At 63.4% G+C, this 13,350-nt stretch carries 19 protein-coding genes; all 19 read right to left on the bottom strand.

The annotated features are described in order from the left end of the window. Positions 1-7: 7 nt before the first annotated feature. A complete protein-coding gene (locus BN1128_RS18895; protein WP_042871596.1) occupies positions 8-2,098 on the bottom strand; it encodes a phage tail-collar fiber domain-containing protein in 2,091 nt (696 codons plus the stop codon). Beyond that, the gene (locus BN1128_RS18900; RefSeq protein ID WP_042871597.1) at positions 2,095-2,697 is read right to left on the bottom strand and encodes a phage tail protein; all 603 of its coding nucleotides are present in this window, start codon (positions 2,695-2,697) and stop codon (positions 2,095-2,097) included. Before BN1128_RS18900 ends, BN1128_RS18895 begins: the two co-directional genes overlap by 4 nt. Further along, positions 2,690-3,877, bottom strand: a complete 1,188-nt coding sequence (locus tag BN1128_RS18905; RefSeq protein ID WP_042871599.1) for a baseplate J/gp47 family protein — start codon at positions 3,875-3,877, stop codon at positions 2,690-2,692. Before BN1128_RS18905 ends, BN1128_RS18900 begins: the two co-directional genes overlap by 8 nt. Beyond that, a complete protein-coding gene (locus tag BN1128_RS18910; protein WP_042871604.1) occupies positions 3,874-4,212 on the bottom strand; it encodes a DUF2590 family protein in 339 nt (112 codons plus the stop codon). Before BN1128_RS18910 ends, BN1128_RS18905 begins: the two co-directional genes overlap by 4 nt. Beyond that, positions 4,212-6,131, bottom strand: a complete 1,920-nt coding sequence (locus tag BN1128_RS18915; RefSeq protein ID WP_042871605.1) for a phage tail tape measure protein — start codon at positions 6,129-6,131, stop codon at positions 4,212-4,214. The genes BN1128_RS18910 and BN1128_RS18915 overlap by 1 nt, the downstream gene beginning before the upstream one ends. Before the next feature lie 9 nt (positions 6,132-6,140). Then, positions 6,141-6,284, bottom strand: a complete 144-nt coding sequence (locus BN1128_RS25950; RefSeq protein ID WP_167335821.1) for a DUF6890 family protein — start codon at positions 6,282-6,284, stop codon at positions 6,141-6,143. 41 nt (positions 6,285-6,325) lie between these two features. Next, a complete protein-coding gene (locus tag BN1128_RS18920; protein ID WP_042871608.1) occupies positions 6,326-6,586 on the bottom strand; it encodes a putative phage tail assembly chaperone in 261 nt (86 codons plus the stop codon). After that, positions 6,583-6,810 (bottom strand): Rz1-like lysis system protein LysC, encoded by a 228-nt coding sequence (gene lysC, locus BN1128_RS26350; protein WP_244464628.1) that lies wholly within the window; start codon positions 6,808-6,810, stop codon positions 6,583-6,585. Before lysC ends, BN1128_RS18920 begins: the two co-directional genes overlap by 4 nt. Further along, positions 6,710-7,153 (bottom strand): hypothetical protein, encoded by a 444-nt coding sequence (locus BN1128_RS18930; RefSeq protein ID WP_042871612.1) that lies wholly within the window; start codon positions 7,151-7,153, stop codon positions 6,710-6,712. The genes lysC and BN1128_RS18930 overlap by 101 nt, the downstream gene beginning before the upstream one ends. Continuing rightward, entirely contained in the window at positions 7,150-7,629 is a 480-nt protein-coding gene (locus tag BN1128_RS18935; RefSeq protein WP_042871613.1) for a TIGR02594 family protein, read from the bottom strand. Before BN1128_RS18935 ends, BN1128_RS18930 begins: the two co-directional genes overlap by 4 nt. Position 7,630: 1 nt before the next feature. Further along, the gene (locus BN1128_RS18940; RefSeq protein ID WP_042871615.1) at positions 7,631-7,942 is read right to left on the bottom strand and encodes a phage holin, lambda family; all 312 of its coding nucleotides are present in this window, start codon (positions 7,940-7,942) and stop codon (positions 7,631-7,633) included. Between the two features lie 25 nt (positions 7,943-7,967). Further along, the gene (locus BN1128_RS18945; RefSeq protein ID WP_042871617.1) at positions 7,968-8,177 is read right to left on the bottom strand and encodes a TraR/DksA family transcriptional regulator; all 210 of its coding nucleotides are present in this window, start codon (positions 8,175-8,177) and stop codon (positions 7,968-7,970) included. Between the two features lie 3 nt (positions 8,178-8,180). Beyond that, positions 8,181-8,636: a phage protein gene (locus tag BN1128_RS18950; protein ID WP_042654650.1), complete on the bottom strand. Its 456-nt coding sequence runs from the start codon at positions 8,634-8,636 to the stop codon at positions 8,181-8,183. Positions 8,637-8,639: 3 nt separating this feature from the next. Then, positions 8,640-9,764: a DUF2586 domain-containing protein gene (locus BN1128_RS18955; protein WP_042871622.1), complete on the bottom strand. Its 1,125-nt coding sequence runs from the start codon at positions 9,762-9,764 to the stop codon at positions 8,640-8,642. Between the two features lie 4 nt (positions 9,765-9,768). After that, positions 9,769-10,455, bottom strand: coding sequence for a phage virion morphogenesis family protein (locus BN1128_RS18960; RefSeq protein ID WP_042871624.1), 687 nt, complete (start codon positions 10,453-10,455; stop codon positions 9,769-9,771). Next, a complete protein-coding gene (locus BN1128_RS18965) occupies positions 10,452-10,964 on the bottom strand; it encodes a phage tail protein (protein ID WP_042871626.1) in 513 nt (170 codons plus the stop codon). The genes BN1128_RS18960 and BN1128_RS18965 overlap by 4 nt, the downstream gene beginning before the upstream one ends. 8 nt (positions 10,965-10,972) lie before the next feature. Continuing rightward, positions 10,973-11,434, bottom strand: a complete 462-nt coding sequence (locus tag BN1128_RS18970; protein ID WP_042871629.1) for a head completion/stabilization protein — start codon at positions 11,432-11,434, stop codon at positions 10,973-10,975. 130 nt (positions 11,435-11,564) lie between these two features. Further along, positions 11,565-12,290: a phage terminase small subunit gene (locus BN1128_RS18975; RefSeq protein WP_042871630.1), complete on the bottom strand. Its 726-nt coding sequence runs from the start codon at positions 12,288-12,290 to the stop codon at positions 11,565-11,567. A 3-nt stretch (positions 12,291-12,293) separates the two neighbouring features. After that, positions 12,294-13,346 (bottom strand): phage major capsid protein, P2 family, encoded by a 1,053-nt coding sequence (locus tag BN1128_RS18980; protein WP_042871632.1) that lies wholly within the window; start codon positions 13,344-13,346, stop codon positions 12,294-12,296. Positions 13,347-13,350: the final 4 nt, after the last annotated feature.

The raw sequence follows: 13,350 nt of genomic DNA on the forward strand, positions 1-13,350 counted from the left end.
CCTCTCTTTATGCGACCCGGATCCACAAGGTGGTGCGGTCATCCCATCGGTCATCGCTGTTATCTGTGACAAACCCCAAGCACTTCCAGGTGCCCGGCAAGGCCCAATCGCGATTCTGGCCCCACTCGGAGGCGTTGGCAGGGCGCAGCGACGAGCCGGCGATGGTGGCAGATGGATTCATGGCAGCGGCATGGCCCGGGATCACTGCGGCCATCATGTAGGTACCTACCTGCCCCCAACCGCTGGCGACGATGTCCTGGTTGCCTTGCGCGGCCGTGTGGTTATGGGTGTAGTGGGGCTGGTTTCCCGGGCTGTAGCAACGGCCCGTGCCGTCATTCACCGTGCCCACAAAGGAGCCGTTCCCTGCGGCATCAATCGTCAGGCGGGTGGCGGTGGATCCCCCTTGACCGTTGGAGGAAGCAATCCGAAACGCGCCATCGGCCGCAAGGTAGGTCATCACCGCCCATTTGCCCGGGATGTGGTATTCGGTCATTGCGTAGTTGGGATCCGAGATCCCTAAGCGCCAGCCCACCTCCCAGCCAGTTGCTGCCTGGTTGAGCCACTGACGAAACGCCGCCTGGCTACTGCAGTAGCGCAGATAGCTGTCGTTGCCGTAGTCAACGCGAAAGGCCACCGCGCCGACCATGCGCTGCTCATCGACCAGGTTGGTGCGCAAGGTGCGGACTAGCAGGTCGCCGGAGCCGTCGCGTAGGGCATAGGTGTTGGCCGATGGATCGTAACTGGGGGCAATGTTGGCGAGCTTGCCCAGACCCACGTCATCGGCGCTCGGCTTGTTCAGGGTGTTGTAATCCCGGGCCCAGGGTGTGAAGGCCCCGGTGTTGTACTGGGCGCGGGTATAGACCCGGCTGGTGTTGTAGACGTGGTAACGCTGCTGCACCCCGGCGCCGACGGTCACTGTCAGGGAGCCGGCTTTAGGCTCGGGATAGTTGATTGAGGCCGCGGCATTGGCATCGGACTCCTGGCGAAACACGCTGGGGGTGATGAGGGTGTTCAGGTCTTCCTTGGCCAGCGGGATTGGATTGGTCAGCGTGCCCGGGTGGGTGTGGTTGGCAGCAGCCAGATCCGGTTTGTTGGTCACCTCGTTATAGCTAGGCCAGCGGCTGGCGGTGGCCGGTATCTGGTCGAGCTCATTCCACCGGTGGCGGTGGCTGCCGTCTTTTATCTCCACCGCGATGGTGACGCCTTGGGCATCTTCCAGGATGCCCTTACCGGCCACGTCCCCGGTCAGCTCGATGGTGCGCTTGCGGCGCACGTCGGTGACGCTGCCATTGGCATTGACGATGGCCACCTTGGTCACATGGTGCTGATGGCCGTTGGCGTCTCGGTAATCCACCAGGTCGGGCACGCTCAAGGTCAGGGTGAAGTGGTTCACCCAGGCATCGAGCAGGGAGCCGGCCCGGTAGATATCGAGCCAGAGCCCCACCGGCTTAGCGCCCGGGGTCACCTTTTTGACCTCGTTGAGTTCCGCGCGCAGGCCGCCCACGTAGGCCACCCCGGGCTGCACCTTGTAGACCCCGGATTCGTTGACCAGGTTAAAGCCATCCCCGTAGAAGGTGGCCGGCCCGAAGAACTGCAGCGCTTGCAGACGCAGGTCATCGTCCATCCCGCGCAGGCGGGCTGCATAGTCTATCTGCCAGGTGCTGGCGTCCACATGGGTGGCGGTGGCCTCAGAGGCACGGTCGTACTCCATCAGCATGGATTTCACCAGGCTGTTGCCGGTCTGGCCGGTGGCCTCATTGGTCTTGAGTTTGGTTTCCAGCCCCTTGTGCACAATCATCCCGACCACGCCGGTGGCCTTGTTGATGAGGTACATGGCGTTGAAGCTGAAATCGCCGACCGTGGTGTCCATGACGATGGTGTAAGCCACCGCATCGTTGTTGATGCGCCCGCGCTGGTCCACCGCGTGGCGGTGCACAATCTGGTTTGCCGGCGGCAAGCCGCTATCCGGGTTGATGGCGGCATCGGGATCGAGTCCCGGCACCTTGGCCAGCACGAACTCATCGAGCACCACCGGTGCCTGGGTGGCGAGGCACTCCTGCCAGTAGCGGGAGAAGGCGTTGGTAATGATTTGGCTCATGCGTTCCTCTTAAGTGTCGCGCCGAACATCTGCTGGCTCATGTCGATACGACCGAACCGCAGGGTGCCGGTGACCGGGTAAACCACCTGAAAGCGATAGCGGCGGCAGGTGCGGCCATAGTGTTGGATCAAGGTTTCCATCAGTTTCTGGTTGGCTGCGATGGCGCCGTCGGTCACCTCGATGGTGATGACGTCCCAGGGGGCGCCGGCCTGGCGTTCGTGAATGTCACACCAGCCGATGCCAAGGCGCTCAAAGATGCGCTTAAAGCCGGCCACCTCGCCGGCGTCCCGGGCGTTCACAAAGGCGAACTTGACCCGCTTGCGAAAGAGCGGCAGCGGCTCGCCGTTGAAGCGGCTGATGTCCCGCTCCCAGGCGAGCAGCGCCAGCAGGGACTCCGAGCAGGTCAGCGGGTCTTGCTGGGCCAGTGGCAGCAGCAGCCAGCCTTTGACCCGTTGCCAGAAGGCGTTGATGCCCTTGGCCAGAAACCCGGGCTCGGCGTGAGCTGGGCTGATGGTGTAGCCGTCCTCCCACCAGGGGGCGCTGGCATCGGGCAGCGCCGGCGCCTGCAGGTCGTGTTCAAGCGGGGTCGGCTTACTCATGCAGGGTCACCGCCAGCTTGTCGAGGCGAGGGATGGCCAGCCCCGACACGATGTCATCCTGCGCAAACTTGAGGCTCTGCAGCTGCGGGAACTGGCTGTGCAGCTCGCGGCCGAGCTGGGAGAGCGAGAAGCGCGAGCGCGGCCAAGTGCGGGTGACGCTCGGGAAATCCGCCGACTGGCGAAACGCCGCCTTGACCAGGTTCTCGGCGCCCGCCTTGAGGGCGGCTTTCTGCTCATCGGTGAGGTTGGGCTGGGGCCAGATCGCCAGCGTCAGGCTGTGCTGGGTCTCTGGCATGGCCATCACGAACAGGTCATCCCCGTGGCCATGGTTGCCCTGGCGGCCCACGTAGTCGTTGAGCTGCTCAATCAGGCTGGCCGGGGTCGCGCCCACCTCCAACAGGATGTAGGCATTGGCGGTACCCGGACCCCGCGGGGCCTCGTGTTCAAAGAAGATGTGGTCGGCCCGAATGCCGGCGACGCTGGCCAGCATGGAGCGGTAAATGGCGTCGATGTGGTAACGCCCCACCGCCGAGAACTGGTTCTGGATGCGCAGGCCGAGTGCGTCGTTGCCCTCGGCATCGGCGCCCTGGGTGGTGATCCACTCCTTGTCATCGTTGCGGGCCGACAGGATGCCGGTCACCGGTTCACTGAGCAGGTTGTAATAGCCGGGCGCCAGATTCCAGGCCGCGCCGGCGAACTCCGCCTCGCAGACCACCTTGGCCACCGCTTCGCCGGCGGGGCTCACTACCGCCTGCAGGGGTTTGAGGCGGTAGATGGTGCCGTTGATGCGCTCGGTGGCTATCCAGATATCGGCCGGGATGGTGACCGCTTCGCTGGGGTTGGTTTTTACGAAGTTGACCAGGCCCCGGGTGGTCTGGGCCGCCTTGCGGGTCAGGTCCACGTCCCAGGCCTTGAGGTCGAGATAGGCATCGGTGGCGGTGGCCGCGAAGGTGTTGGGCAGCACATGGCCGGCCAAGAGCGTGCGGATAAGCCAGAGCGCCGGGGTGATGATCACCCCGCGCACCAGCCGCCAGAACGGGCTCACGTCGCTGTCATTGGTGATGAGGGAGCCGGCGGCCACCACCTCCTTTTTGAGTTCGGCCTCCATGGCCTGCTCGGTGGTCGGGACGCCGGTCTCGGCCAGCAGGGCCATAAAGTCCACATTCGGGCGCAGGTTCACAGGGTTACCTCCAAATCGCCGAATTCATAGGTGCGAGCGGTGACCAGCACCCGGTCGGGGGCTTCTTCACTGATGAGGATGGTGCCGGGTACCAGCCGCTCGTCGTCTTCTACCAGCAGTTCAATCTCGGTCATCACGTCGCTGCGCAGGGTAGGGCTGCGCTCGCCGATGAGCTTGCGGGCGAGCCCCGACTCCATGATGCGGTGCTTGATGTCCTGGCCGATGCTGTGGCGGTCCTGGGTGTAGCGCGGCTGGCCGCCGGCATCGAGTTGCCAGGCACCGTTGACGACCAGAAGATCGATGTACTTAGGTTCGTGGGTCAGGGGTTCATTCATCATTTGGTCTCCAGCCAGACGTTCTCGGCCATCTGCTCCGGGGTCATCGGGTTCTGGTTGGTGATGTGCACCTCGCCGACGTGCAGAGATTTGGCCGGCTTCTGGTTGGCAGAGGTCGCGGCCGCGTTGGCCTGGATCAGCTGCTGGCCAATGCCACTGGATGGCACCTTGCTCTGGTCTTGCTGGCGGTAGCGGGCGAGGGGCGCGTTGACTGTCTCTTGTTGTCGCTCTTGCGCTGGCACATTCATCACCTCGGGCATGACCGGCACATTCAGTGGCGGCATGGTCGGCATGGCGAGATCCGGCATGCTGCCGAGCTCGATGTTGACGCCCGGGATCATGTTGAGTTTGTCGATCAACCAGTCCACGGCTTTGCCCAGCAACTGGAAGGGACTGAGGTTGGCAAGCAACTGCATGAAGTTGGCCCAGCCGGCGGCTGCCCCGTCGATCATCGCCTGGATGGCGTCGAACACGCCCCAGTCTGCCAGGGTCTTTTTCAGGTCGTCCCAGTAGTAGATCGCCAACCCAATAGCTCCGACGAGCACCCCCCCGATGAGATAGGCCAGCAGCACGGCAGGATTGGCGGCCATCATGATATTGACGGCCAGCAGGATGGCACGAAAGGCAACCAGCCCGGCTTTGAGCAGGTTGAGCGGCGCCATGATGACGGTCCAGGCGATGCCGAGCCCCAGGGTGGCCAGCTTGGCGAGCCCGGCAACCAGCATCCACACCCCGGTGACCATACTCAGCCCGACGATGGCGAGCAGGGTATAGCTCACCACCTTGGTCAGGTTCGGGAAGAGGTGCGTCCAGCGCAGCACATCATTGGCACCATCGGCAAAGACGCCGACCACCGCATTGATGGCAGGCAGCACCACCCCGAAGGCGGCGGCACGGATGGCGAACCATCCCTGTGTCACCCGTTCCCACTGGTCGGTCATAGAGGCGGCCATCTGCTCGGCTTTGCCCATGCCGTGGGTGTTGGCCAGCGCGTTGATGTTGGTGGCCAGCCCCTTGGTGTTGGTCATCAGCAGCTTGATCATGGCGACCGCCTCATCTGAGCCGAAGGCCTTCTTGAGCTCGTCCCCCTCGGCCACGCTCATGGTCTCGCCGTAACGCATCTTGAGCTTGTCCAGGATGGTCAGCACCGGCAGCATGTTGCCTGCCGAGTCGGTGAACTGCATGCCGAGCGCCTTCTGAGCGCCACCGACACCAGCCAGGAACGACTTGAACTTGGTACCGGCCTCGCCGCCACTCATGGTGGCCTGCAGTTGGCCGATCACGGCGAACTGCTCATCCATCGAGACGCCCGCGGCGGTGGCGTTGGCACCGATCGCCCCAAAGGCATCGGCCATGCCCTGGCCGGTGGTCTTGAACAGCTGCACCGCCAGCGCCGTCTTGCCGGCCACATCCTCGACCCAGTTGGCCTTGCCCATCTGCTTGGCCTGCTGCTCGAAGATGCCGTACATGGTGCCCATGTAGTTGGTGATGGTGGCGGTGTCGGCCTTGGTGGCTTTGGCGAGTGTGGTGGATGCGCGGGTGAAGGCGGGCAGTTCGTTGCCTTCCAGCCCGGCGATCGCGGATTGGATATCGTAGGAGGAGCGCACGATCTCGGTGGCCGACTCACCATACTGGATGGAGAGTTTGAGCGCCTCGCGGCCCAGTGCCCCGAGCACATCCTTTTGCACATCGAGGGAGGCCACTTCCGCCAGCGCCCGATCCATTTCGATGGCGGGGCCCAGAGCCCCCTGGATCGCCATGACGCCGCCGGCGACGGTGGTGGCCCCCATGGCCATGCTGCCCCAGCCCTGGCGGCCAGCCTTGCTGACCTTGTCCATCTGGGCATTGATGCCAGCAAGGGGCTTGGTGACCTGGTCAACCAAGGCCACCTGCATCATCAATTTTTCCATCCAGGCCATAGGGGTCTCTTATCCGTTCAGTGCTTTGGCGATACCCTCGGCCACAGCGATGGCGTTGGAGTCTCGGTGGTACTTGTCTAACCAGGTAGCGCGAGCCAGGCTCTCGATGTCGTCATCCTCATGGGGCAGGTAGTAGCGTCGCAGCGCCAGCACCTGCTCCAGTTGGTTGCGCTCGATGGCCTCGGTACGCGCGGTCAGTTTTTTACGGTGATTTCCAGATCAGGGGCGAACTCTTTGTTGATGGCGCCCGCCAGCTGCAGCGCGGCACTGGGCCGCTGGAGCAGCTCATCGAGTGCCTCTTTGCTCTCGGTGCAGACGATCCTCTTCAGGTAGTTGTGAGCCGGTGCGACCTTGTCGTTGGGCATCATGTCGTTGATGAAGCCGTTGTAGGCGGTCATGGTCGGTTCAAAGCTGATGTCAGTACCGGCGATGGTCAGGGTGATTTTTTTGCTCATGGGGTGGTTTCCTCTTGGGTTATCCAGTCGTTCAGGGTGCTGAGTTGGGTTTGGCAGCGGCGCAGCGCCGTCTGCAGGGTGGGGATAAACCGCACGGCGTCGCCGTAGGTGTTCCCCGTGAATTCAGGCTCCGGGCAGTGAGGCACCAGCCCCGGCGGCGGTAGGCGCTTGACCACCTGGGTTTTCACCACGGTGGTGGGCTGGCTGGAGCAGGCGCAAAGCACCGCCAGGCAGAGGCTCGCGAGCGCAATCCGGGCGGCCCGCCGGTGGCGTGGCCAAGGCGTGTTGCAGTTCATCGGCGGTTTTCCTGTTCTGGTTGTCGAGCTCGGTCAATGCCGCGTTCTGGTCGTTAAGCAGCAGGCGCAAGCCCGTCGTTATCAGCTGCTGCTCCTGGAGCTCAGCGGCCTGCTGGCCGTTGGCTGTCTGCAGGGTGCCGATGGTCTCGTTGGCCGAGGCCAGCGCTTTGCCACGGCTATCCAGCATGCGACTGCCCAGGAACAGGGCGGCGCCCATGACCAGTACCAGGACAAACAGCAGGTTGGAGAACAGCTCCTTGAGGATGTTCATGCTTCCACCATGGACAGCCGGGCTGGCGTACCGATCGGCAGCTCACCCACCGGCACCGGCTCATTCAATGGCCAGCGGTAACCGGTGACGCGGGTCAGTGGAAATTCACGGATATTCACCTCATCCCCTTGGTTGCCACCGAGCACCAGCAGGTTGCCGGAGGGTGACTTGCCGACCACGAATCCCACATGGCCACCACCGTCACGGGTGAACACCACCACGCAGCCAAGCACGGGGCGATCCAGTTTCTCGCCCCAGTCCAGGTAACTCTTGGCGCTCTCAAAGCGAGTCGACTGGATGCCGACCCGTTCAAGGCAAGCCCCGACAAAGGCGGCGCACCACGGGGTTTCATCGTCTTTGATGCCGCCCCGCTTGATCGCCTTCCACATGTCCAGGATGGCCTGGGCATGTTTGGGCCCTTTAATCTCTCTGAGGCCCAAGAACGTGCGAGCCTCTTCAATCCAGCGCAGCGCCATGTCATCCCTCCTTCTTGTTGAAAACCGTCTTTGCCCGATCGCGGATAAAGTCCATGCCGAGCAGCCCCACCATGCCGCCGATAAAGGGGGATGCCTCATAGGGCACGCCCAGCAGGGTGGTGCCGGAGGCGGCGGCCAAGGTGATCAGGCCGCACATGGTTGATTCGATCAGGCGGCGGCGCCCGCTGCCGCCGTCATAGGTGATGCGCATAAACGAAATGCTCAGCGCCAGCAGCGCCCCGGAAACTGCGGGCCAGTTGTCCATCAGCCAGGCCAGCAGGGCGGCCCAGAGGGTGGGGTCTTTGTTTGGCATAGGGTTCATATCCCGTTCTCGATGCTTATTGGCCGCGACGCTCTGCGCGGCTCTGGCAGGGCACGCATTTGCGCACCCCGGGTACTCGCTGGCGGCGTTCCTCCGGGATCGGGTCATCGCACGCTTCGCAAAGGTGCAAGCTCTCGCCCTGGTAGTGGCTGCGGCCAAGCTGGCTATCCAGCTGGGCCGCCAGCATCCGCTCGGCGTGTTGGTTGGCGCGGTCGATCAGATCCATCGGTTAGCCCTTGAGGTGACGGGTGTCGTCATCCGACAGGTACGGCATGCCGTTGATGTGCACGAAGTCCGGCGAGGTGACGAACCCCTTGATTTTGTGCACCCCCTTGCTACCGCCCTTGGGATCGATATCGAGCAGGTCAGAGATCACCAGCTTCACGCCGAAGGCTTCCACCTTCATGGTCTCGTCGCCGGTGTCGGCGTAGAACAGCACATCGTCCGGCTTCATGCCGCGCCAGCTGCCCTGACGCTTGGCGCTCTCACACAGCATTTTGAAGTTCTTGGCGTCGAGCTCGAACTCCAGCTCTGCGGCCACATCCCCATCGATATAGCCATCAGGGATGCCACGGGTTTGCGCCACGGCGCTGTTGTCGGTGATGGAGAGGCTGGCCTTCTCGATGTGCACCATGGTGCCCATCAGGGTGGTGTCGAAGGACTGGCCTGAAATACGGCGGGTCATGGGTTAGCCCTCCCCGTTGTTGAGGCTCAAATCGAGCATGATGTTGACGGTGATCCCCTTGGGGCAGTCCACGGTGCGCACCACTACATAGATGGAGACCAGGTTCTTGGCGGTCCACTGGATGCGGATGTCGCCATCCTTGGGTGAGGCGATGTCGCCCGGGAACGGCTGGCCGTTGATGGTGATGGCGCTGGCCATCTGGCGCAGGTCCTTGCCGAAGAACATGACGGCGGCCTCGGTGCTGCCCGGGGTGGAGTTGAACGAGCGATCGCCGATGCGGGCGATGGCACGCAGGCGCATCCGGCGGGCGACCTTGTAAGCAACACGCAGGTTTTCGATCACCTGGTAGTCGCCGCCCTCGACGTCCAGGGTGCGGCCATCGGCCCAATAGGTGCCGTCAAAGTCCGGGTACCACATCGGCACCGAGTAACGGCTGGCTTCCAGGGTCTGCAGGGTGGCCAGCGGCAGTTCGGTGCCGTCCTTGTCCTTGGGGGTAGCACCAAGGCCGACCACCGAGCCGGTTTTCACCCGGCAAGGGCTATCAGCGATGCTCACTGCCCGGTTGCACAGGCGGCCGGCGTAAGCCCCGATGAGGTTGGGCCACAGCTGCGGGATCAGGGAGACCGATTCAGCCGCGATGCCATCCTGCAGGGCAGCCAGTTCTGCCTCGTATTCGCTCCAGTCCTGACCACCCTCGGCGGTGGAGACGATACCCGGCACCGCCAGCAGCATGGCTTGCCAGCGTCCCCATTTGGCGATCAGCTCCTGGTTGAGGGCGTGGGCGGCGTTGATTTTCGCCTTGTCCCACTCCTGCCCCAGCACCACGCAGCCCTCGAAGGATTGGGTCTTCTGGGCGGTGCGAACGGCATCCTTCCAGTCCATGTCGGTCGGCAGCACGAAGGCGGCGGCCGTCCAGTTCTGGCCGGCGTTGGCCATGGCGGCCTGCAGGTTGGTTTTCAGCTCGCTGTCAGCCTCGCCCAGCAGGGTGTCAAAGTTAGACTGGGTGTTGAGCGAGAGCAGCTTGTTGGTGTTGGTCGGCGCACTGCCGATGAACAGCAGGTGGCGCTCGACTTCCGTCACAGGCCCCTGCATCTGGTTCAAGTTGTTGATCTGTACATAAGGCCACATGCCGTTATTTCCCCTTCATGCCTTGCTTGTTGACGTCCCAGCCGTAGTTGATGCTCTGCAGCGCGCGGGCAAAGGCCTGCTCGCGCTGCTGGGTGTTGGCGCCCAGGAACGGGCGGGCCGGTAGCTGGATCTCCCAGCTCTCTTTCACCGGTTCATCCTTGAGTTTCTTGATGAGCAACCCCGCCTGGGCGTAGTTGAGGTTGCCCGTTATCCAGCCCAGTGAGGCCGAGCGGTATGCCCGCTTGCGCTTGCCCGGGCGTTTGAACCCCAGTTCCCGCAACTTGCGGGCTTGTGCCTTGCTGGCCTGCTTGTTTTTGCCGCTGTCGCTGGGGGCAATCCGGCGCCGGCTGGCTGCCGTTACCTTGTAGGTGTGCCCCTTCTGGTGGGTGTTGGCGATGACCCCGGCGTGGGCACTCATGGTGCCCTTGGTGAACCCCAGCTCTGCCACGTCCTGACGAGGCTCGCGGATCTGCAACAGCTTGGGCAGGCCACGCAACATCTTGCGTTTGCCCCGCTTGCGCGGTGCCCACGGTTGGCCGTTGGGGTCTTGTTGCTGGCGCACGTTACGGGCGGCCAGCTTCTTCATCTCGTTGGCTGCGCGCCACACCAGACGCTTGCGCTGCTTGGGTGGCAGGGCCAGCAGGTTGAGCTGGTCTTTGCTGCGGTGAGTGTCCAGGGTGATGGTGATCATGACTGGCCACCGATCTGGTGATGGCCGGTATCACCTACGTTCAGGTTGATATGGTCGGCCACCCAGATGTCGTAGGGGGCCACGTTCCAGCGTTTGCCGTCCCAGTTGATGGGGCCCAGCTCGTGCTCAACCAGGCGCAGCGGCTCGGTGAAGGGGAGCTGGATCTCAAGGTCGGCCGTCCTCTCATCGTTCGGGGTAACGGCGTACTCGGGATCGTCCAGCTCGAACCGCTCGCGGAATTCGTCATGTTCCTGCACCCAGGCCGCTACTGACGCGAGCACGATGGCTGGATCCAGTTCGCGAAACGGCAGCTGCTCGATGGTGAACACCGCCTGATAGGTGAGCCATGCCACATCCACCCCGGTGGGGCCCATGTTTTTGGGCTCCAGCCGGATGGTGCCGTTCTCCATCCAGCTATCGAGCGTCTTGTGGCACTTGGCCGGCAACACCCGCAACAGCTCGGCGTGGAGCGCCTGCAGGAAATAGCCCTGGGCCTGCTGCTCATTCATGTCACTGTTCATATCAGCGAGACCCCCGCTCTGTGCTTGCCCTTGATGCTGCGCACTAGTTGCTGACTCTCGGCCAGCAGGTGGGCGCGTTGGTCTGGCGAACGCTCTACCTGGTTGTTGGCGGTCGCCCGCTCGGTGACGCTGGCGAACTCGGGTAGCAGCGCGGACTTGGCGCGCGCAAAGACAGCGGCCAGATACTGCTCGGTCAGGGCATTGCTGCCCCCTTCCAGGCTGGGCCCGGGTACCTCGGCGGCGGTGGTGTAGCCCTTGCCCAGCAGCGTGGCCTGATGGCTTTCGAGCTGCAGGTTGATTTCAGAGACTGCGGCCAGCAGGGCGGCGCCGGTGGTCTGGGTATCTAGATCGGCAGGCACGGCACGGCGGCGCTCAAAATCGGCGACGGCCACATCCGGCCAGAACCCGTCATTGCGGATAGTGGCGGCGCTGTAGTCGATGTCCTTGCCTGCAAACATGGCTTGCCTCGCTGGTTGGTTGAAATGGGGCACCCCTGTAGCCACGCAATTGCCGCAAGGCTCGCCAGAGGCTGCCCATGGCATTCGCGCCGGGGTGCGGTGGCGCGGAGAGTCTTATTGCTCCGGCTTTTTATTCCGGATTAAGCGCCCGCAGGCGCATGGCAATCTTTTGGCGCAAGGTGCCGACGCCCACCTTGCCGTGCAGCTTGTCGGCCTGGGCCAGCCAGTGATCGGCTTGCTCCAGGGTGGCGCTGTCACCCACGGCGCTGGGGCGGGGCTGGCCGTCGTGGTCACGTAGCAGCAGGCAACCGGCCGCCTTGAACCACTTGGCGGTCAACCGCTCGTTGAGGCGCCAGTCATTGCGCACCTTGTCGAACACCCGGGAGAACCAGGGCTCGACGGCATGACCTTCGGCCGACTGCTTCTCTGCCCACTCCAGCACGGTGTCGGCCACGAAGTGGGCCCAGTCACGCTTGATGTTGTTCGGGGTGCGCTGTCCCTGGGCAATGGCGAGCTCCGCCCAGGCAATGCCTGTGTCGAAATCCCCGACATCAAAGGCCCAGATGATGAGGCGCTGAAACAGCTCGTTCTGGTAGGGCTGGCCGGACTCACTGACGGCGGCCAGATAGCGCTCCACATAGGGGCGGTACTTGGGCATCAGCTCATCGCGTTTCATGTTCACCCGGTCCCCGATACGGGCCAGCTTGCGCAGCCGGACGATGTCCTGTTCCAGGGCAATCAACTGCAGGTGCAGGCTGTCCGCCACCGCACCGGTGGCCATGCCAGAGCTGGCGGTTTGCTGCGCCCCCTGCATGGCTTGCACGCGCTGTTTGTGACGTTGACCGGGTGAGCTCATGACTTAGGCCTCGGGTACTGCCGGCGCGGCGCCGATCTCGATGTCGGCCTCTTCAAAGCCGCCATAGGCCAGGTGCTCGCCCAGGGCATAGCCTTCCATGCGCCAGTACTGGTTATCGAAGCACTTGCGATCCTGGTTATCCTCGGCCTTGCGGTTGCGCGTGCCGCGCTGGGTGTAGCAGTGCAGGTTGTCCAGGGTGGTGACCACCATCCGCTTGCCCGGGAAGAAGGGCGGGATGTAGGCCTTGCGCCCAGCAATTGACTCGGCCAGCTTTTGGGCGGCGATCTGCTCGCTCGGCTTGGTGGCTTCGCTGTAGAGCTTGGCTTGGGCCGCCGCCACCAGTTCGGTACCGACCAGCACTACCAAGCGCGGGTCTTGGCGGAACAGGGGATCGATGGTGGTGTTGATAAGATCGGAGGCCATCTCGTCCAGGGTCTTGTAATCGCCCTTGCCGTCCGGGTCGAAGTGGATCTTCTTGCCGGCCCCGGCCTTGATGATCTGGCTGCCGCCGTTCCACTCGCGGGCGATCTGATGCCAACCCTTGTTGACGTCTTCACCCAGCGGATGAGCCTCGGGGTCGGTCGTCTCTTCGGCAGATACGCCGTTCCAGCCGACCCGCAGGATGTCGAGGGCGAATGCGGTGTTGATGAACTCACCGACCAGGCGGATGAACTCGCCCTCGCTGCCAGCGTTGGCCCAGACGCACAGGGTCGCCCAGTCGAGCGAGGCACACGAATCGGTCTCGGTCAGCTCGTAGGTGTTGCCATCCACGCCGACCTTGCCGTTGAAGCGGCCATTTTTCTTGCGGCCGGTGAACAGCTTGCCGATGCCGACTTGCACCACCTGGCCCTTGATCTGATCCACATCCATGCAGGTGATGAGGTTCAGGAACTCGACCGAGGCGAGCAGGCCCGCGCGCAGGCCGGTTTCCACCGGGCCACTGATGACGCTGAACTGTTTGTCCAGCACGTTAACGGGGATGCCATAGGTCTTGGCCAGGGCAGCGCTGTATTTTTCGAGGCGCTGACGGGCCTGGACGGTTAGGGTCTGACTCACGGTC

The sequence above is a fragment of the Aeromonas piscicola genome (genome assembly GCF_000820005.1).
Classification (GTDB): Bacteria; Pseudomonadota; Gammaproteobacteria; order Enterobacterales; family Aeromonadaceae; genus Aeromonas; species Aeromonas piscicola.